Source organism: Acinetobacter sp. Q85-2, assembly GCF_013420555.1.
GTDB lineage: Bacteria > Pseudomonadota > Gammaproteobacteria > Pseudomonadales > Moraxellaceae > Acinetobacter > Acinetobacter indicus.
In genome coordinates this window covers 70,218-88,907 of record NZ_VOXW01000004.1, presented here as the reverse complement: position 1 = coordinate 88,907, position 18,690 = coordinate 70,218, and the positions used below count along the sequence as shown (strand labels likewise).

At 45.7% G+C, this 18,690-nt stretch carries 19 protein-coding genes; 16 read left to right on the top strand and 3 right to left on the bottom strand.

Translation table 11 applies throughout. From position 1 onward, the window contains the following. Positions 1-142 precede the first annotated feature (142 nt). The 3 genes from FTT68_RS03000 (at position 143) to FTT68_RS02990 (ending at position 2,797) form a co-directional block, all read left to right on the top strand. On the top strand, positions 143-1,162 hold the full coding sequence (locus tag FTT68_RS03000) for an AraC family transcriptional regulator (RefSeq protein ID WP_104491604.1): 1,020 nt from the start codon (positions 143-145) through the stop codon (positions 1,160-1,162). A 223-nt stretch (positions 1,163-1,385) separates the two neighbouring features. Further along, complete coding sequence (locus FTT68_RS02995) at positions 1,386-1,736, top strand: hypothetical protein (RefSeq protein WP_005178707.1); 351 nt, start codon at positions 1,386-1,388, stop codon at positions 1,734-1,736. Positions 1,737-1,885: 149 nt separating this feature from the next. Continuing rightward, positions 1,886-2,797, top strand: coding sequence for a bestrophin family protein (locus tag FTT68_RS02990; RefSeq protein WP_005178708.1), 912 nt, complete (start codon positions 1,886-1,888; stop codon positions 2,795-2,797). Here the strand turns inward: FTT68_RS02990 and prmC are convergent. Together prmC and prfA are read right to left on the bottom strand one after the other, a co-directional pair. Then, positions 2,794-3,621, bottom strand: coding sequence for a peptide chain release factor N(5)-glutamine methyltransferase (gene prmC / locus FTT68_RS02985; protein ID WP_075166875.1), 828 nt, complete (start codon positions 3,619-3,621; stop codon positions 2,794-2,796). The two genes, FTT68_RS02990 and prmC, sit on opposite strands and share 4 nt — an antisense overlap. Next, the gene (gene prfA / locus FTT68_RS02980; protein ID WP_005178710.1) at positions 3,621-4,709 is read right to left on the bottom strand and encodes a peptide chain release factor 1; all 1,089 of its coding nucleotides are present in this window, start codon (positions 4,707-4,709) and stop codon (positions 3,621-3,623) included. Before prfA ends, prmC begins: the two co-directional genes overlap by 1 nt. A 358-nt stretch (positions 4,710-5,067) precedes the next feature. Here prfA and FTT68_RS02975 point away from each other — a divergent pair, with 358 nt between their 5' ends. The 4 genes from FTT68_RS02975 (at position 5,068) to FTT68_RS02960 (ending at position 8,140) form a co-directional block, all read left to right on the top strand. Beyond that, the gene (locus FTT68_RS02975) at positions 5,068-5,490 is read left to right on the top strand and encodes a glycine zipper domain-containing protein (protein WP_005178713.1); all 423 of its coding nucleotides are present in this window, start codon (positions 5,068-5,070) and stop codon (positions 5,488-5,490) included. 222 nt (positions 5,491-5,712) lie between these two features. Beyond that, positions 5,713-6,204: a glycine zipper domain-containing protein gene (locus FTT68_RS02970; RefSeq protein WP_180175191.1), complete on the top strand. Its 492-nt coding sequence runs from the start codon at positions 5,713-5,715 to the stop codon at positions 6,202-6,204. A 150-nt stretch (positions 6,205-6,354) separates the two neighbouring features. Beyond that, a complete protein-coding gene (locus tag FTT68_RS02965) occupies positions 6,355-7,350 on the top strand; it encodes an LLM class flavin-dependent oxidoreductase (protein WP_005178716.1) in 996 nt (331 codons plus the stop codon). A 220-nt stretch (positions 7,351-7,570) separates the two neighbouring features. Beyond that, positions 7,571-8,140, top strand: a complete 570-nt coding sequence (locus tag FTT68_RS02960; RefSeq protein WP_005178717.1) for a hypothetical protein — start codon at positions 7,571-7,573, stop codon at positions 8,138-8,140. Between the two features lie 183 nt (positions 8,141-8,323). On the opposite strand, the gene FTT68_RS02955 is transcribed toward FTT68_RS02960, so the two are convergent. Next, positions 8,324-9,160 (bottom strand): pyruvate, water dikinase regulatory protein, encoded by an 837-nt coding sequence (locus FTT68_RS02955; RefSeq protein WP_104488923.1) that lies wholly within the window; start codon positions 9,158-9,160, stop codon positions 8,324-8,326. Between the two features lie 155 nt (positions 9,161-9,315). Here FTT68_RS02955 and ppsA point away from each other — a divergent pair, with 155 nt between their 5' ends. From ppsA to rpsR, 9 genes are all read left to right on the top strand, one after another. Next, positions 9,316-11,694, top strand: coding sequence for a phosphoenolpyruvate synthase (ppsA, locus tag FTT68_RS02950; protein ID WP_180175190.1), 2,379 nt, complete (start codon positions 9,316-9,318; stop codon positions 11,692-11,694). A 66-nt stretch (positions 11,695-11,760) separates the two neighbouring features. After that, positions 11,761-12,555, top strand: a complete 795-nt coding sequence (locus tag FTT68_RS02945; protein ID WP_075166879.1) for an RDD family protein — start codon at positions 11,761-11,763, stop codon at positions 12,553-12,555. A gap of 298 nt (positions 12,556-12,853) precedes the next feature. Then, positions 12,854-13,930 carry a ubiquinol oxidase subunit II gene (gene cyoA, locus FTT68_RS02940; RefSeq protein ID WP_104491605.1) on the top strand — a complete coding sequence of 359 codons (1,077 nt, stop codon included), beginning with the start codon at positions 12,854-12,856 and terminating at the stop codon, positions 13,928-13,930. Positions 13,931-13,933: 3 nt separating this feature from the next. Beyond that, a complete protein-coding gene (gene cyoB / locus FTT68_RS02935; RefSeq protein ID WP_104491607.1) occupies positions 13,934-15,916 on the top strand; it encodes a cytochrome o ubiquinol oxidase subunit I in 1,983 nt (660 codons plus the stop codon). Positions 15,917-15,920: 4 nt separating this feature from the next. Continuing rightward, on the top strand, positions 15,921-16,541 hold the full coding sequence (gene cyoC, locus FTT68_RS02930; protein ID WP_005178726.1) for a cytochrome o ubiquinol oxidase subunit III: 621 nt from the start codon (positions 15,921-15,923) through the stop codon (positions 16,539-16,541). Next, positions 16,538-16,867: a cytochrome o ubiquinol oxidase subunit IV gene (locus FTT68_RS02925; RefSeq protein ID WP_171296426.1), complete on the top strand. Its 330-nt coding sequence runs from the start codon at positions 16,538-16,540 to the stop codon at positions 16,865-16,867. The genes cyoC and FTT68_RS02925 overlap by 4 nt, the downstream gene beginning before the upstream one ends. 10 nt (positions 16,868-16,877) lie before the next feature. After that, on the top strand, positions 16,878-17,756 hold the full coding sequence (gene cyoE, locus FTT68_RS02920) for a heme o synthase (protein WP_005178733.1): 879 nt from the start codon (positions 16,878-16,880) through the stop codon (positions 17,754-17,756). A 297-nt stretch (positions 17,757-18,053) separates the two neighbouring features. Continuing rightward, positions 18,054-18,443 (top strand): 30S ribosomal protein S6, encoded by a 390-nt coding sequence (gene rpsF, locus FTT68_RS02915; protein WP_005178734.1) that lies wholly within the window; start codon positions 18,054-18,056, stop codon positions 18,441-18,443. Between the two features lie 11 nt (positions 18,444-18,454). Then, positions 18,455-18,682, top strand: coding sequence for a 30S ribosomal protein S18 (gene rpsR, locus FTT68_RS02910; protein WP_004719336.1), 228 nt, complete (start codon positions 18,455-18,457; stop codon positions 18,680-18,682). Positions 18,683-18,690: the final 8 nt, after the last annotated feature.

Genomic DNA, 18,690 nt, shown 5'->3' with positions numbered 1-18,690 from the left:
TTTTGTTATCAATGACACATACTCGACTTAAGATGCAGAGTAATCAGACTCCAGCTTGAGTACAATTTCCAAATACAGCATCCTGCATGATGCCTTTGAACAATAGCATTTTTAACATAATTTTAAATTGAATAGACACGCGATGACGCCATCCCATTTGCATTATAGTAAAGGCACCATTTCTATTGCACTGGTGCATGAAGCACTGCAAGCCGCCCAGCAGCAAGGGGTGGAAATTCACTCCATTCTGACCCGGGCCGGTATTCCGCTGGAGCTGATGCATTCGGCCAAAGCGCGGGTGTCGGTGCTGCAATATGGGCAGCTGTGGATTGCCCTGGCCGATGCCATGAATGATGAGTTTTTTGGTATGGACAGCCATCCGCTGCGCCGTGGCAGTTATCGTTTATTGTCCAAATGGGTCTACTCTGCCGATACCATTGAAACCGCACTGAAAGAGATTCTAAAGTTTTTCAACCTGATTCTGGATGATCTGCGCGGGGAACTGCAGCTCAACAAAGATGCTGCTGTGCTGACCCTTCATGATCGGGCGCAGCCCAAAGCCATGTTCAGTTATGCGACTTATTTAATGCTGGTGCATAGCCTGATCTGCTGGCTCAGTGGACAGCGCATTGCCATTCAAAAAATCGAACTAAAATGCCCGGCTCCAAGCGATGATGCAGATTATCGGGTGCGCTTTTGTGAAAACATTCGCTATGAACAACCCGACAACCGAATCTATTTTGATGCGCAGGCTTTGGGTCTAAAAATCAAGCAGGATGAGCGCAGCTGGAAACGCTTTTTACAGCAAACCCCGTATAACCTGCTGGTGCGTTTTAAAAATCCGCATGCGTTAAGCACGATGATTCGCAAACAACTGATGCAGCGTCCGCCAAGTGAATGGCTGGAACTGCATGAACTGACCCGACAACTGAATATGTCAGGCGCCACTTTTCAGCGCCGTTTAAAACAGGAAGGTACCAGCTATCAGCTACTGAAAAATGAAATCCGCCGCGATACCGCGATTGAACTACTCTCGAAAACCGAGCTATCGCTACAAGATATTAGTGAACGGCTGAATTTTCATGATCCAAGTGCCTTTCACCGAGCCTTTAAAAAGTGGACTGGCTTAAATCCGGGGGCCTACCGGCAGAATCAAAGCTAGCCGTTATTTATGCTGATATTTTTAACTCAGAACTTTTAAATATAAGTTGCAATATGAAGCACTTGGCATTTCAAGTGCAGTATTTGAACCGGTCATTCATCGTAACAGCATTGCCAATCACACCCAAATAGATTAATTTTCACTCAATTTATCGCATAGATTCTATGCAATTTTGGCTGTAATCCCTCCTCCTCCTTGTTGTACTCCATCTTTAGAGGTTCCCATGCTTAAGATGATTGATGTGCTTGCACAAAATCTGGTTCAAAATTTTAATCACGCACTTTCTACTCCTTCAGAGCAACTTGATGAATTGCTGAATCAAGGCATTCTCAACACCTCTGAAGATCAGTTACGTAATGCGATGGCGGCATTTTTTGATCGTGAAGATGCGCTAGAAGCGGCACAAGCCTTAGATATTCCTCAGGAAGATCTGCACGCCTTACAAGCAGGCTTAGCACTTAAAGATGAAAACCTGAGCGAAACGGCAAAAATTGTAGCGCTGTGTCTGGCTTTAGAAACCGATAGCCTGGCTCAAGTGGAAGTATCTGACTGTCTGCAAGATTATCCAATGTAAATCTTGAGCAGTTACCCAACGCCTTATTCAAGTGACGCTACGGCGTCACTTTTTTTGACTGGATTATACTGAATCATCCCAACGTATACGGCTTGCATTGCCTTGTCCGGCTATGGAACACTACGGCTGAGCATCCGCGCAGAAGCACTATGATTATTCGGGATAAAAGCAACAGTTTCGCATTACTTTTTGCATGGTCAGGCACCATCTTGCCCAAGGTCATGCCGGCCTTAATGATGGTGGTGTTCATTTCCACCGTGCTGGTCTATCTGTCCTCGCATCATTATGTACAGGCGCCGGCCGTGCCCGCGATTGGCTTTACCATTTTCGGGGTTATCCTGTCAATTTTCCTCAGTTTCAGAAATACTGCCAGTTATGAACGCTGGTGGGAAGGCCGCAAATTATGGGGGCAGCTGATTGCCACCTCACGCCATCTTGCCCGTGATTCCTATGTGTTGCCGCCCGCCGAACGTCAGGTGCTGATGTATCGGGTAATGCTGTTTAGCAATTTACTGAAAAACCGGCTGCGCACCCAGAATGAGCCGATTGATTTTTATCATAACAAGGTCAATTTAAGCCCGGCCGATTATCAGGCGCTGTTTGGGCATATTAATGCCGCCCAGTTTATTCTGGAACAGATTCAGAAAGATCTGGTCAAGGCCCTGCACAGCGGCGAACTGTCAGATATTGTCTATCATGGCCTGAACAAGCACATTATCAGCTTAGGGGATATTCAGGCCGGTTGTGACCGGATTCTGACCACGCCGTTACCTTTTTCGTATTCGGTATTGCTACACCGCACCGTGTACTGTTTCTGCTTTATTCTGCCTTTTAGTTTAGAGGCGAATTTAGGTATCTGGACCCCCATTCTGGTGGGATTGATTGCCTATCTGTTTTTGGGCTTGGATGCCTTAAGCGAACAGCTGGAAGAACCGTTTGGCCTGCAAGACAATGACCTGCCACTGAGTGCCATGGTCCGGCTAATCGAACGGGAAATGCTGAGTGCCTTGGGTGAAGAATTACCTCCGGCCATTCAGGCGATTAAAGGCAACCTGACTTAATCGCCGAGTTGGCCGATAGTCACCCGATCATTACCGCCATAATCCAGAATGGTGCGTACCGCAACAAAACCGGCATCGTTAAAGATATTTTGCACAGCTACTGCCTGATCATAACCATGCTCTACAGCAATCCAGCCTTGCGGTTTTAACCAGTGCTTGCCTTGCTGAATAATAATCTCAAGATCAGATAAGCCCTGCTTGGCCGCCACTAAGGCCCGTTCAGGTTCGGTGGCCAAATCTTTCATATGTACATCATCAGCCGCAATATACGGTGGATTCGACACAATCAGATCAAACCTCGGCTCGGCAGGAACGCCTAAAGCAGCAAACCAGGCGCCCAGCTTAAACTCTACCCGCTCCAAGTTATGCGTCTGCGCATTTTCTTTGGCAACCGCCAGAGTCGGCGGATAAATATCGGTTGCAGTCACCTGCCAATCCGGACGTTCCGATGCCAAGGCCAAGGCAATCGCACCGGTGCCGGTACCCAAGTCGATAATCGCCGCTTGTGCCGGTAAATCCAGTTGCAAACAGCTTTCTACCAGTACTTCGGTATCTGGTCTTGGCACCAGGGTATCTGGTGTGACTTTTAAATCCAGTGTCCAGAATGGCTGTGAACCGGTGACATAGGCCAAGGGTTCACCTGCTTCAATCCGGGCAATACCCGCAAGATATTGCTGTTCCTGTTCTGGGCTTAGCTCACGATCGGCCTGATATTTCAGCGCCAAGGCAGATAAACCTAGAATATGCTCCAGTAGCCAGAGATTTTCCTGACGTTCGTAGCTGTCTGCTACGCCACGAATGGCCAGTGCATCGGCAATTTTCATTAGCCACCATTTTGCTGGGCAAGTAACGCCAGCTGATCGGCCTGATATTCACGGTGCAGGCTGTCCAGCAATTCGGTTAAATCACCTTCCATCACTGCATCTAACTTATATAAAGTTAAGTTAATACGATGATCGGTCATCCGCCCTTGCGGATAGTTATAGGTGCGAATACGCTCGGAACGGTCACCGGAACCGACCAGGTCACGACGCATTTCCGAAGTGGCGGCATCTGCTGCGGCACGTTTGGCATTTTCCAGACGCGAGGCCAATAAGGCCATGGCTTTGGCTTTGTTCTTGTGCTGCGAACGCTCTTCCTGACATTCCACCACCGTGCCGGTTGGAATATGGGTAATACGCACCGCAGAGTCAGTTTTGTTGACGTGCTGACCACCGGCACCCGACGCGCGGTAGGTATCAATACGTAAATCTGCCGGGTTAATATCCACCGTGGTATCGACATCAATTTCAGGCAAAATAGCCACGGTACAGGCGGACGTATGTACACGGCCTTGCGATTCAGTTGCCGGAACACGCTGGACACGATGTGCGCCACTTTCAAATTTCAGGCGGCCATAGACCCCGTCACCATTAACCAGACAAATCACTTCTTTATAACCGCCGTGTTCGCCTTCGTTTTCTGACAGCACTTCAATACGCCAGCCTTGAGATTCGGCATATTTGCTGTACATGCGGAATAAATCGCCGGAGAAAATTGCCGCTTCATCACCACCTGTGCCGGCACGAATTTCCAGATAGGCCGAGTTGGCATCATTCGGGTCTTTAGGAATCATCAGGATGTTTAAATCCGCTTCCAGCTGTTCAATCAATGCCTTGTTTTCCTTGATCTCTTCCTGCGCCATCTCTTTAAAGTCAGGATCGGACAGCATTGCTTCAGCCGTTTCAATATCGGCTTCGGCCTGGGTATATTTGCCCCAGACTTCGGTAATTTCGCTCAGGTCATTGTGTTCGCGCGACAGCTGGCGAAAGCGTTTGTTATCGGAAATGACTTCAGCATCGGCCAAGAGTGCCGTTAATTCTTCGTGACGGTCAGAAAGTTGATCTAATCGTAAACGTAACGATTCTTTCATTGTGCAAATTATCTCAATATACAGGCTGTCGCCCTAATTCAATAAGGCCAGCGAAATCAAAAAATTGCCATAGTTTAACGATTCTGGCCAGCAAATAACATCTTTATTCGTAGCAGAAACTGCGTGGTTGATGGCCAAATCCGGCAAATACGCTACAGCGTGCAAGAGATGCATCCTGCCTCTTTCAATTTAAAGTCTGGGCTGCCGATAAAATCGACAGTTTTAATACAACTTATACAAAGCCGAAACCAAAGCACTGAATTATGAAGGTGCCTCTCCATATTTGCAGGGAATCCTTTTGTTACATTTACTGCCATCAAATGACATTAAAAAGTCCGCTCTTGGACATGGAGTGAATATGAAACTCAATGCTGTTTTATTAAGTGCAACGCTTGCTGCCACTTCTTTCATGACGGTGAATGCACATGCTGACAATGCGACCCGTGTAGCTGCAGCCAGTGCCTTAGGTAGTGTCGCAGGTACAGCCTTAGGTAAAAACATGGGCGGTACCACGGGTGCAACCATTGGTGCGGCTTTAGGTGGTGCAGGTGGCGCAGCTGTAGCCAGTAACAAACGCCATCGTACTGAATCTGCCATTGGCGGTGCCTTAGGTGGCGGTGCGGGTTATACCGTGGGTCAGAACATGGGCGGTACGAATGGTGGTTATATTGGTGCAGCGCTCGGTGCAGCCGGTGGTGCAGCGCTGGGTAACAAGATTTCCAAAGATAAAGAATACGACCGTTACCAGGAACGTAAATGGAAGAAAAAACGTCGTCGTTAATTCTCCCCTTGTAAAAAAGCATCTTCAGGATGCTTTTTTTACGCCTGGGATTTCATTTTTTCAGTAGATGGATGAGGAGGCAATTATGAAGAGATTCGACAGAAAAATTACACAGCGTTGACCAAAATTAGCATTTTGACACCTGTGCCCTCCACGATCTTTTCTCAAAGTTTTTCTACATTAAAGTCAAGACAAATTGAATGTGCTCTTTGGAGTGTAACCATGAAGATCAACAAAATTTTATTGAGTACAGTACTGGCCAGCTCAGCGCTTATGATGGGTACAGCACACGCCGACAACAACACCCGTGTCGCAGTAGGTTCCGCTTTAGGTGGTGTGGTCGGTGCAGCCATTGGCCAGCAAATGGGCGGCTCAACCGGTGCGTTAATTGGTTCTGCCTTGGGTGGTGCCGGTGGTGCAGCAGTCTCTGCCGATAAACGTGACCGCAATGGTGCAGCCATTGGTGCCGCTTTAGGTAGCGCTGGTGGTTATAGTGTCGGTAAAAACATGGCCGGCAGCAATGGTGGTTATATTGGCGCAGCCTTAGGTGGTGGTGCCGGTGCAGTGTTAGGTACCAAAGTCAGCGAAGATCGCCGTTATGACCGTCGCTACGACAGCCGTGGCTACCGTTACAACGACTATCGTTATAATGACCGTTACCGCAGTGATAATGGCCTGCATCTGGGTCATTATAAAAACGGAAAACGCCGTTAATTTCAAAGTTCAGAATCTAAACCTATCACAAGCACCTTCGGGTGCTTGTGTTGTTTTACACGATGAAACCTTATATCGAAAAAAAGCGATATACAAACATCGGGACACAACGTATGCTGTGAGCCATAGATATGTGAATAGAGAACGCCAATGCGCAGTTTAAAAGACACACAATTTTCCATTCTGGAACTGGCACCGGTTCGTGACGATAAAACCATTCAATTTTCCCTGCATCATGCGCTAGAGCTGGCGCAACGGGCAGAAAAACTGGGCTATGCCCGCTTCTGGCTGGCTGAACATCATAATATGGACGGCATTGCCAGCTCGGCCACAGCGGTGCTGCTCGGCTACATTCTGGCCAACACCCAGACTTTAAAAGTCGGCTCTGGTGGGATTATGTTGCCCAATCACGCCCCTTTAGTGGTGGCAGAACAGTTCGGTACGCTGGCCACACTCTATCCAGACCGGATTGAGCTGGGTCTCGGTCGTGCGCCCGGCACTGATCAGACCACCATGCGTGCCTTGCGTCGTGGCCGTCAGGAAACTGAAGACCAGTTCCCGCAAGATGTGCTGGAAATTCTGCACTATTTCAAAGAACCTGAACCGCAGCAACGCATTGTAGCGACACCAGGACAAGGCACCCATGTTCCGGTCTGGTTACTCGGTTCCAGCCTGTTTAGTGCCCAGCTGGCAGCCCGATTGGGTCTGCCCTACTCGTTTGCCTCACACTTTGCGCCGCGGATGCTCGGTCAGGCCATTCAGCTGTATCGGGATAACTTCCAGCCGTCTGAATATCTAGATCGGCCTTATGTCTCAATGGGCGTGCCAACGGTCGTGGCGGCCACCGATGAAGAAGCGCAGTTTTTGGCCACCAGTGCCTATCAGCGGGTTTTAGGTTTAATGCGTGGTCAGAGCCTGAAACTGAAAGCGCCAGTCGCCAGCATGGACGGTTTATGGTCACCGGCTGAAAAAATGTCGGTGGATAACTTCTATGCCATGGGTCAAATTGGCTCACCTTCGACTGTTAAAGCCGGCTTAGAACAGTTGTTGAGCCGTTATGAGGTCGATGAGTTTATCTTTACCTGTGATGTCTATGACACTGAAAAACGTCTGCAAAACTTTGACTACCTGATGCAGCTCAAATAAGTTTCATCGAGCTGTAATGGAGCCTGTAAACCGTGTGGATTTACAGGCTTTTTTTATTGTGACGGTGAATCTATTCTCGCCCCATCCTGCACTGATATTTTCGTCACCGTGACCGAAATGACTGGCCAGATAGTTAAAGCGCTTTACCTTCCAGCAAGAGCTGACTAAAAATAGAGTAAAACATCTAAATTGATAAAACCAAGAATGAAAGGATGCCCTCATGGTCGTTAAACAGCAGGATACCGGCAAAAGCGTTTTTGAAAATTGTGCAGCAGACTTTCATGCCTTTCAGGGGCTTTGCATCAGTGCCAAAGACAGCAAACAGCATGACTTCAGTCAACGCAGCGTGGCGATTATTGGTGCCAATCAGGACAGTGTCTCGCAGCTGGACAAAATTGCCCAGGTCGCCAGCCAGGTTAAAGTCTTTCAGATTGAACCGCACTTTGTATTACCAAGTACCGAACGCGGTATCCATCGTTTAATCAGCCATCCGCTGGTATTTAAAAACCGCCGGCTGTTTAACAACCGGGTCAAGAATATTCTGGCCTTGCGCTTTTTAGATGCGCAGGTGGTAGATACCTGGCTAAAACGTCAGCTGACCCCGAATATTGCCGATACCCAGCACGCCTATTTTAAATCGGACAGTTATTATGCTGCGCTGCAACGTGACAACTGTCAGTTAATTACCTGGCCCATTGCCCGAATTGCAGAACACAGTATTTATACCATTGATGGCAGTGAATATAAGGTCGATGTGATTATTACGACTCACCGTAATCCGGAAAAGTAAATACAGGTACAAGTAAATTAAAAGAGCGGTAAATTAAGAGAAAAGTGTTATTAATTTTCAAGCCGATGAGAGCAATGGATGAAACAGGATTTTAGGCCGATTTTTTAGTTTTTTAATTTATTTTCAGTCTAATATCCACTGGAATACTGCAGCCTGTAGTATTCCAGCTTTAACAACAATTACTTAACCAATACGACGTTTTAGACCGGTCATTTGCAGGACACGGGTGGAAATTTCTTCAATCGACATTTCAGACACATTCAGGTATTTAATACCTTCAGAAATATAAATGCCTTCAATGGCACGTAATTCCATCTGGCACTGGTTAAAGCTGGCATAACGGCTATTGGCTTTACGTTCGGTACGAATTGCCACCAGACGCTCGGCATCAATCATCAAACCGAATAATTTATGTTTGTGTGGACGCAGCACAGCTGGCAAACGGTTATCATCCAGATCTTCTTCGGTCAGTGGATAGTTGGCCACACGTATACCAAACTGTAATGACAAATAAATCGAGGTTGGGGTTTTACCAGAACGGGATACGCCAATGAGAATCAGATCAGCTTTGTCATAGTGACGGGTACGTGCGCCATCATCATTGTCCAAAGCAAAATGCACCGCATCAATACGTGCCTTATATGACTCAGAATCTGTCACTGCGTGAGTTTGTCCAACCAAGGTGGTTGGTGGTGTACCCAATTCCTCTGAAAGCTTGCTAATTAAGCCTTCGAACACATCTAGGTTAATCGCTTTTGCAGTGTTAATAATGTCACGCACATATTGATCTACTAGCGTGTCAAAAACCAAAGGCAGTTGACCATCTTGCTGTGCACGCGCATTAATCTCAGTCACCACATTCATTGCCGCTTCTTCAGACGTAATATAAGGATGAATGTGAATATCAAAGTCTACATTTGGAAATTGCGCTAAGAGTGAATGTCCAAGGGTTTCAGCTGTAATTGCAGTTCCATCGGAAATAAAAAAAACACTCCGCTTAATTTGTTTACCTTCGGACATTAAAATTCTCCTTAAACATTTGTCTTAGTGCTATATAATCTTTATAGTAAACTGATCTTACATGACTGTCGCTTAGTTAAATCAAAAAGCTAAGCATATTCAATATAATTTCATGCCAAGATAGTGATTAATACTGCAAAAGTGGAGTAATAACTTTGGAAGCGCGCGTAATTGGTCTAGAAAAATTAGGGAAACACGACGTTGAGCTCGTAGGTGGGAAAAACTCATCTCTGGGCGAAATGATCAGCCATTTGTCTAATGCTGGCGTCTCTGTACCAGGTGGCTTTGCGACAACGGCTCAAGCTTATCGTGAATTTCTCGAGCAAAGTGGCCTAAACGCTAAAATTCAAGCCGAGCTTAAAACGTTAAATGTAGATGACGTCAATGCTCTTGCTGAGACAGGCGCAAAAATCCGTCAATGGATTGTCGACACTCCGCTTACGGCAGAACTTGAAAAAGAAATCCGCGATGCTTTCGCAGAACTTTCTAACGGCAACCCTGACATCGCGGTTGCCGTTCGTTCATCTGCTACCGCAGAAGATTTGCCAGATGCTTCTTTCGCGGGTCAACAGGAAACTTTCCTGAACATCCGTGGCATCGACAACGTCCTGATTGCCATTAAAGAAGTATTTGCCTCTTTGTACAACGACCGCGCAATTTCTTACCGCGTACACCAAAACTTTGACCATGATGTTGTTGCCCTGTCTGCTGGCGTACAACGCATGGTGCGCTCAGAAACAGGTGCCGCAGGTGTAATGTTCACCCTGGATACAGAATCTGGTTTCCGTGATGCAGTCTTTATTACGGCTTCTTACGGTCTGGGTGAAATGGTGGTACAAGGTGCGGTCAACCCGGACGAATTCTATATCTCTAAGCCACTGTTAAGAGCAGGTAAACACGCAGTTCTACGTCGTAACCTCGGTTCTAAACACCAGAAAATGATTTATGGTGAAGAAGGTGCGGCTGGTAAATCTGTGGTTGTGGTTGATGTTGAAAAAGCCGACCGTCAACAGTTCGCCTTAAACGATCACGAACTGCAAGAACTGGCAAAACAGGCGTTAATCATTGAAGAGCACTACGGTGCACCAATGGACATCGAATGGGCCAAAGATGGTGATGACGGTTTAATTTACATTGTTCAGGCGCGTCCGGAAACAGTGAAAAGTCGTCAAAACGTGGGCACCATGGAGCGTTACCTGCTGAAACAACGCGGCACGGTATTGTGTGAAGGCCGTTCAATTGGTCAGCGTATCGGGTCTGGTAAAGTTCGCATCGTAACCTCGATTAAAGAAATGGACAAAGTCCAAGACGGTGATGTACTGGTTTCTGACATGACCGACCCGGATTGGGAACCAGTGATGAAACGTGCCGCTGCCATTGTTACTAACCGTGGTGGTCGTACCTGTCACGCTGCAATTATTGCACGTGAATTAGGCGTACCTGCAATTGTGGGTTGTGGTAATGCAACTGAAGTATTAGCAGATGGTCAAGAAGTCACTGTCTCTTGTGCCGAAGGCGATACAGGCTTCATTTATGAAGGTGCTTTAGATTTTGAAGTACAACGTAACTCAATCGAGTCGATGCCTGCGCTGCCGTTCAAGATCATGATGAACGTGGGTAACCCGGACCGTGCATTTGACTTCGCGCAAATTCCAAACGAAGGCATTGGCCTGGCACGTCTTGAGTTCATCATTAACCGTATGATTGGTGTGCATCCAAAAGCACTACTGAATATTGACAGCTTGCCACGTGAAACACGTGCAGCCGTAATGGCACGTACTGCGGGTTATACTTCTCCAGTTGAATTCTATGTGGAAAAACTGGTAGAAGGTATTTCAACGCTGGCAGCCGCGTTTGCAGACAAGCCAGTCATCGTGCGTATGTCTGACTTCAAATCAAACGAATATGCCAACCTGATTGGCGGTAAGTTATACGAGCCGGAAGAAGAAAACCCGATGCTAGGCTTCCGTGGTGCAAGCCGTTATGTATCAGACAACTTCCGTGACTGCTTCGAGCTTGAATGTCGCGCACTGAAAAAAGTCCGTGATGAAATGGGCTTAACCAACGTACAAATCATGATTCCATTTGTACGTACTGTGGCTGAAGCGAAACGTGTGATGGAACTGCTGGCACAAAATGGCCTGAAACGTGGTGAAAATGGTCTGAAAGTGATCATGATGTGTGAATTACCAACCAACGCCCTGTTGGCTGAGCAATTCCTTGAACACTTCGACGGTTTCTCAATCGGTTCAAACGACTTGACCCAGTTAACCCTTGGTTTAGACCGTGACTCAGGTATTGTTTCTCACCTGTTTGATGAACGTGATGCAGCGGTAAAAGCCCTGCTGTCGATGGCGATTCATGCTTGCCGTAAAGCGGGCAAATATGTCGGCATCTGTGGTCAAGGTCCATCTGACCACCCTGACCTGGCAAAATGGCTGATGGAACAAGGGATTGAATCTGTGTCGCTGAACCCAGACTCAGTATTAGACACCTGGTTCTTCCTTGCTGAAGAAAAAGCTCAACAAGCTTAATAAAACATGTTAAAAAAGACCCATTCATTGGGTCTTTTTTATTTATAGATTTGAGATTTAAACTTTATGCAGATTTACTTGGCACGAAATAATCAACAAGCCGGTCCATATACCCTGGAGCAAGTAAACCAGATGCTTGCCAGCCAGCAAGTGTTACTGACAGATCTTGCATGGCATCAAGGGATGACAGAATGGAAAGCTTTAGGTGAGCTCACCCAAGGTAAACTTGTATATCAACCTGAAGGCTACGAGCCTGCGCCGGCCGCACCGGAAGCATCACCGTTTCAGCAGCCGCAGAATACTGCCAGCTATAACAATTCAAGCCTGAACCAGCCGCAAGCAAAAGCCACTCAAACCGAACTGGCCTCTATCGGCACGCGCGCACTGGCGAAAATTATTGACCTGTTGCTGTGGTTACCCGCCGCCGCCATTCCATCTTTCTTTTTAACGCAGGACCAGTTTGGTCAACTGTCTGAACTACAACAAAAAATGCAGTCAGCCACCAGCTCTGATCAGGCCGTGCAACTACAGTCGGAACTGTTTCGCCTGATTCCTGCCGATGCCTGGCAAATGATGGCTATTTACCTGCTGATTATGCTCGGGATTCAGGCGTTTCTGCTGGCCAAAAGTGGACAGAGTATTGGTAAACGTTTAACCAAAATCAAGATTGTCGATGCTGAAGACCACAGCAAAGTAGGCCTGACCCGCGTATTTGCCCTGCGTACCCTGGTTTTCATTATTTTGAATCTGTTATTCATGCCGTTTATTACAATTGCCGATTATATCTTCGCTTTGGGTGAAAAACGTCAGACTTTGCATGACAAACTGGCCAAAACCAAAGTCGTAAAGCAAGAAAAATAAAAGATCAAAAAAGGGATGAAATTTCATCCCTTTTTTATTCATTACATTGATATACAAATAAAAATATTTCGTAAAAAAGTTAATTCCGAGTGACAGAATCGGTTTTTATTACAGTCATTTAAAGCCGCTTTTTGAGTAGCTTAGTTTGTCGATATCAGGCATAATGCCCTACAACGTAGCGGTGTATCATGATTGACAAGGATTTTTGCGTCAAAAAAAATACTTATCAATCATGCGACACTATAATCGCTATCCCATAATTAAATTAGGGAATGGGACTCTTCACCGAGGTTGTAAAATGAGACAAACGATTTTAGCTGTATTGTCTTTATCTACGATGGCTGCACTCTTAACCGGGTGTGGTGGTGATATGGTACTTCTAAACTCGCAAGGTCCAGTTGCTGAAGGTCAATCGAACCTGATGATGACTGCGATCTACTTGATGCTATTAGTGGTGATTCCTTCAATCATCATGGCATTATGGTTTGGTTGGAAATATCGCGCATCAAATAAAGATGCAGACTATAAACCAACATGGGCACACTCTACTGCGATTGAAATCGTGGTTTGGGGTATCCCGGTTATTATTATTGGTATTTTAGCTTGGTTAACTTGGTGGGGTTCCCACAAGTATGACCCATACCGTCCAATCGAGTCAGATAAGGCTCCATTAACTGTTCAGGTTATTGCCGAACAATTCAAATGGATCTTCATCTACCCAGAACAGAACATTGCGACTGTTAACGAAATCCGCTTCCCAGAGCAAACGCCGGTAAGCCTTCGTTTAACATCTAACTTTACAATGAACTCGTTCTTTATCCCTGCATTGTCTGGTCAGATTTATGCAATGGCGGGTATGCAGACTCACCTGAACATATTAGCGAACAGCACTGGTCAATACCGCGGCTTCTCGTCTAACTACTCAGGTTACGGTTTCTCTCAAATGCGCTTCCTTGCTCACTCTGTAACTGAAGCTGATTTTGATCAATGGGTAACTGCGGTTAAAGCCGGACAAGGCACAACGATCAATCCTGAAGCTGTTCAAAAAACAGTTCTAGATCAAGCTGAATTTGCATCTTTACGTGACGGTAACCGTTCACAGAAACAAATTGATGCAATGGTTCGTAACGCGAAAACAGAACTAGAGAAAAAACTTGCTGCAACTGCTGAAGCAGAAGGTCCTTATAAGACTCAGCCACATCCTGTGACTTATTACTCTTCTGTAGAGCAAGGCTTGTTTGAATCTGTGATCAATAAATACATGAGTAACTATCATGGTGCAGACCATTCAGCTCAAGCTGAAACTGCGCTTGAAGCGCCTGCTTCAGAAGCTCATGTAAACGTTGAACATGCGACTGCTTCTGTAGAGGAATAAGACATGTTTGGTAAGTTAGGACTAGATGCAATTCCGTACGATCCAATCGTACAGGCTACAGTTGTAATGATGATCCTGGGCGGTCTCGTTCTTGTTGCGGGTATTACCTACTTCAAGAAATGGGGTTACCTGTGGAATGAATGGTTCACATCTGTAGACCATAAAAAAATTGGTATCATGTATATCATCGTGTCTGTGGTCATGCTGCTGCGTGGTTTCGCCGATGCGATCATGATGCGTCTTCAGCAATTCCTTGCACGAGGTGGTGGCGAAGGTTATTTACACCCTGAGCACTACGACCAGATCTTCACCGCACACGGTGTGATCATGATCTTCTTCGTGGCAATGGGTCTTGTAGTAGGCTTGATGAACATCTCTGTACCTTTACAGATTGGTGCTCGTGACGTTGCCTTCCCATTATTAAACTCTTTAAGCTTCTGGCTGTTCGCTGGTGCTGCGGGTCTAATCATGGTTTCACTTGCAATTGGTGAGTTCGCTGCAACAGGCTGGATGGCTTATCCTCCACTGTCAGGTATTGAATACTCTCCAGGCGTAGGTATGGACTACTACATCTGGGCATTACAGATCTCCGGTTTAGGTACGCTTCTAACGGGTGTTAACTTCTTCGTTACCATCATCAAGATGCGTGCGCCTGGCATGAAATTAATGGACATGCCGATCTTTACCTGGACATCTTTATGTACAGCGGTACTGATCATTGCTTCATTCCCAGTGTTAACTGCAACAATTGCAATGTTAACGCTTGACCGTTACTTCGGTTTCCACTTCTTTACAAACGACATGGGTGGTAGCCCAATGTTGTATGTAAACCTGATCTGGACTTGGGGTCACCCTGAAGTTTATATCTTGGTATTACCAGCATTTGGTATTTACTCAGAAGTTGTTGCGACGTTCTCTCGTAAAACGTTGTTCGGCTACAAATCAATGGTGTATGCAACTGTAGCAATTACTGTATTGTCTTTCGTTGTATGGGTTCACCACTTCTTTACCATGGGTGCAGGTGCCAACGTTAACGCGTTCTTCGGTATCATGACCATGATTATTGCGATCCCGACTGGTGTGAAAATCTTCTCTTGGTTATTCACCATGTACAAGGGCCGCATCACCTACACAACTCCAATGCTGTGGACACTTGGCTTCCTAGTGACTTTCGGTATCGGTGGTTTAACAGGTGTATTAATGGCAGTTCCACCAGCGGACTTCCTGGTACACAACTCTTTATTCCTGATCGCTCACTTCCATAACGTAATTATTGGTGGTGTAGTATTCGCGATGTTCGCAGGTATCATTTTCTACTGGCCAAAAATGTTTGGTTGGAGACTGAATGAAACTTGGGGTAAAGCTGCATTCTGGTTCTGGTTCTTAGGTTTCTACTTTGCGTTCATGCCGCTGTATATCCTTGGTTTCATGGGTATGACGCGTCGTCTGAACACATATGACAACCCAGATTGGGACCCATATGTCATGATCGCGATGGTGGGTTCGGTAATGATTGCCATTGGTATTGCATGCTTCTTAATGCAAATCATTGTTGGCTTCTTGCAACGTAACCAGCGTCTTGACCACACTGGCGACCCTTGGGATGGCCGTACCCTTGAATGGGCGACTTCATCTCCTGCTCCGTTCTATAACTTTGCGCATCTTCCAAAGATCAATGGTATTGATACTTTCTGGACTGACAAAGAGAATGGCGTAGCTTACGCGAAACCAGCGAAGTACGAAGACATCCACATGCCAACCAACCGTGCTGCGGGCTTTGTGATTGCTATGTTTATCACAGTAATGGGCTTTGCACTTATCTGGCACATCTGGTGGTTAGTAGTTGTAACGTTTATCGCGTCTATCATTTCGTTCATCGTGAGCTCGTTCACGAAGAAAGTGGACTACTATGTTCCTGCAGCAGAAGTAGAACGCATTGAAAACGAACGTTATGCCTTACTTGAAAAACACTTGAAGAAGGACTAAGACAATGGCTGAGGTACTTCATCACGACAACCACGGACACGATGAGCATCATCATCACGATGATACTGACATCACTGTCTTTGGTTTCTGGACTTACTTGATGAGTGACTTGATCATTTTCGGTACACTCTTCATTGCATTCGCTGTATTAAGCAGCCACGTTCCAGTTGGTACTCCAAGTGCAAAAGATCTTTTTGGCGAGTCTTTAGGTTTCGTTTTAACTGAAACCTTCGCCCTGCTGATCTCTTCAGTAACCTTTGGTTTTGCAGTTCTGGCTGCATACAAAAAAGATGTTGCTAAAGTTTTAACTTGGTTAGGCATCACATGGATCTTCGGTGCGATCTTTATTGGCATGGAACTATATGAGTTCAATCATTTAGTTCACGCTGGTCATGGCCCAAGCGTTAGTGCGTTCTTATCTGCGTTCTTTACTTTAGTTGGTACGCACGGTATTCACGTTACTTCTGGTCTGGTATGGATGATCGTGTTAATGATTCAAATCAAGAAATATGGTTTGACTCTACCTAACATGCGTCGTCTTGCTTGCCTAAGCTTGTTCTGGCACTTCCTTGACATCGTATGGATCTGTGTATTCAGCGTCGTTTACTTGATGGGAGTTCTATAATGGGTCACGATCACAACGCTGCTGGCGCATCACACGGTAACTTCAAGCAGTACTCTGTTGGCTTTATCCTGTCTGTTATTTTAACCATTATTCCTTTTGGTATGGTTATGGCAGGTGGTTTTAGCCGCGGTCTGCTGGTCACAGTTATTGCGATTACTGCGGTTGCTCAGGTTCTTGTACAGTTAGTTTACTTCCTGCACATGAACTCGTCTTCAGAACAACGCTGGAACGTGATTGCGTTTATTTATACAATCCTCTGTATCGCTATTCTGTTAGTCGGTTCAGTATGGATTATGAACTACCTTCACTACAACATGATGATCTAAACTGGTTGTCATGCTGAAAAAGTATTTATTCCTGACTAAGCCAGGAATTCTCTTCGGTAACTTCGTTACCACTTTGGGTGGCTACTTTGTAGCCACTCAAGGTTCTGTAGATTTCCTTCTCCTGCTTCTTACCCTTCTGGGCACTACCCTGGTAGTGGCATCTGGATGTGTGGTTAATAACGTAATTGACCAAGACATCGACCAAAAAATGCAACGTACACAAAATCGTGCGATGGTAAAAAAAACCATTTCAGTTCCGGTTGCTTTAGCGTTTGCTTTAGTACTGGGTGTACTAGGTTTTAGCATTTTATGGTTTGGGGTAAATGCGTACGCTTTCCTTTTTGCCGTGATTGGTTTTGTAGTTTATGTCGGCTTTTATAGCTTATGGACCAAACGCACCACCATTCATCAGACCATTATTGGTAGTATTTCGGGCGCAAGCCCACCGGTTATTGGTTATACTGCGGTTGCAAACCAGTTTGACCTGGCTGCCCTGCTTATTTTTCTGGGCTATGCACTGTGGCAAATGCCGCATTCCTGGGCGATTGCCATTTACCGCTTCGATGACTACAAAAATGCAGGTATTCCAATTTTACCTGTGGCGCGTTCTGTGTATCGCACCAAAGTAGAGTCGCTAATTTATGTGATTCTGTTTACAGTGGTCATGAATGCCTTATTTGTATTTGGATATGCCAACTGGTTATATCTGCTGATTTTAAATGCCCTGTGTATTTACTGGCTGTACATTGCCATCCTCGGCTTTAAAGCAGAAAATGATCAGCTGTGGGCAAAACGCTTTTTCCTGTTCTCTGTAATTTTAATTACCGTGATCAGTTTAAGCTTCAGCATTACTGCGCAAGCTCCTGCAAATTCAATCATCCTCTTTTAAAAGATAGAGCCCTCTCTATCTTTTAAGATGGGACTCCCCTTCTAATTCCAGTTTTCTTTTCTTCGATCTCTTTTTCTGATTTATAGATACTTACTCTCTATTAGTAAGCTTATTACCATAATTCCCCCACCTCACTCTTTTGTTGAAATAAGTGATCAAGCTCTTTGTTCAATGGCTTGTATTTCGTTAGCAAAAGCACTAAAATTCACGCTTCGCAATTTTGCGACACAACCCTGGTTGTGACTCCTTGCTTCTGGCTATTTGGTCAGGGGCTGCATAAACCGTAAGGAGCTGACAATGCGTCACTACGAAATCGTACTTTTGGTACACCCAGACCAAAGCGATCAAGTTGTGGGTATGGTAGAACGTTACCTGACTCACATCAAAGAAGCTGAAGGTCAAATTCACCGTTTAGAAGATTGGGGCCGTCGTCAATTGGCTTACCCAATTAACAAAATTCACAAAGCGCACTACATTTTAATGAATGTTGAATGTGGTCAAACGACTCTTGATGAACTTGAAGAATTGTTCCGTTATAACGACGCGATCCTTCGTAGCTTAATCATCCGTCGTGAAAACGCTATCACTGAAGAGTCTTTACTGGCTAAGAGTGCTGAAGAAAAACGTGCGCGTAAAGCTCAACGTGAAGAAGCACAACAAGTTAACCAAGACTCTGCTGAAGCATAAGGAGAACATCAATGGCACGTTTTTACCGTCGTCGCAAGTTCTGCCGCTTTACAGCTGAGAACGTTACGTACATCGACTACAAAGATATCGATACTTTAAAACAGTACATCACTGAAAACGGCAAGATCGTTCCTAGCCGTATTACAGGTACTAAAGCTCGTTACCAACGTCAATTAGCGCTTGCGATCAAACAAGCTCGCTACTTAGCGTTGATCCCTTACACTGACAATCATAAGTGAGGTTGAGC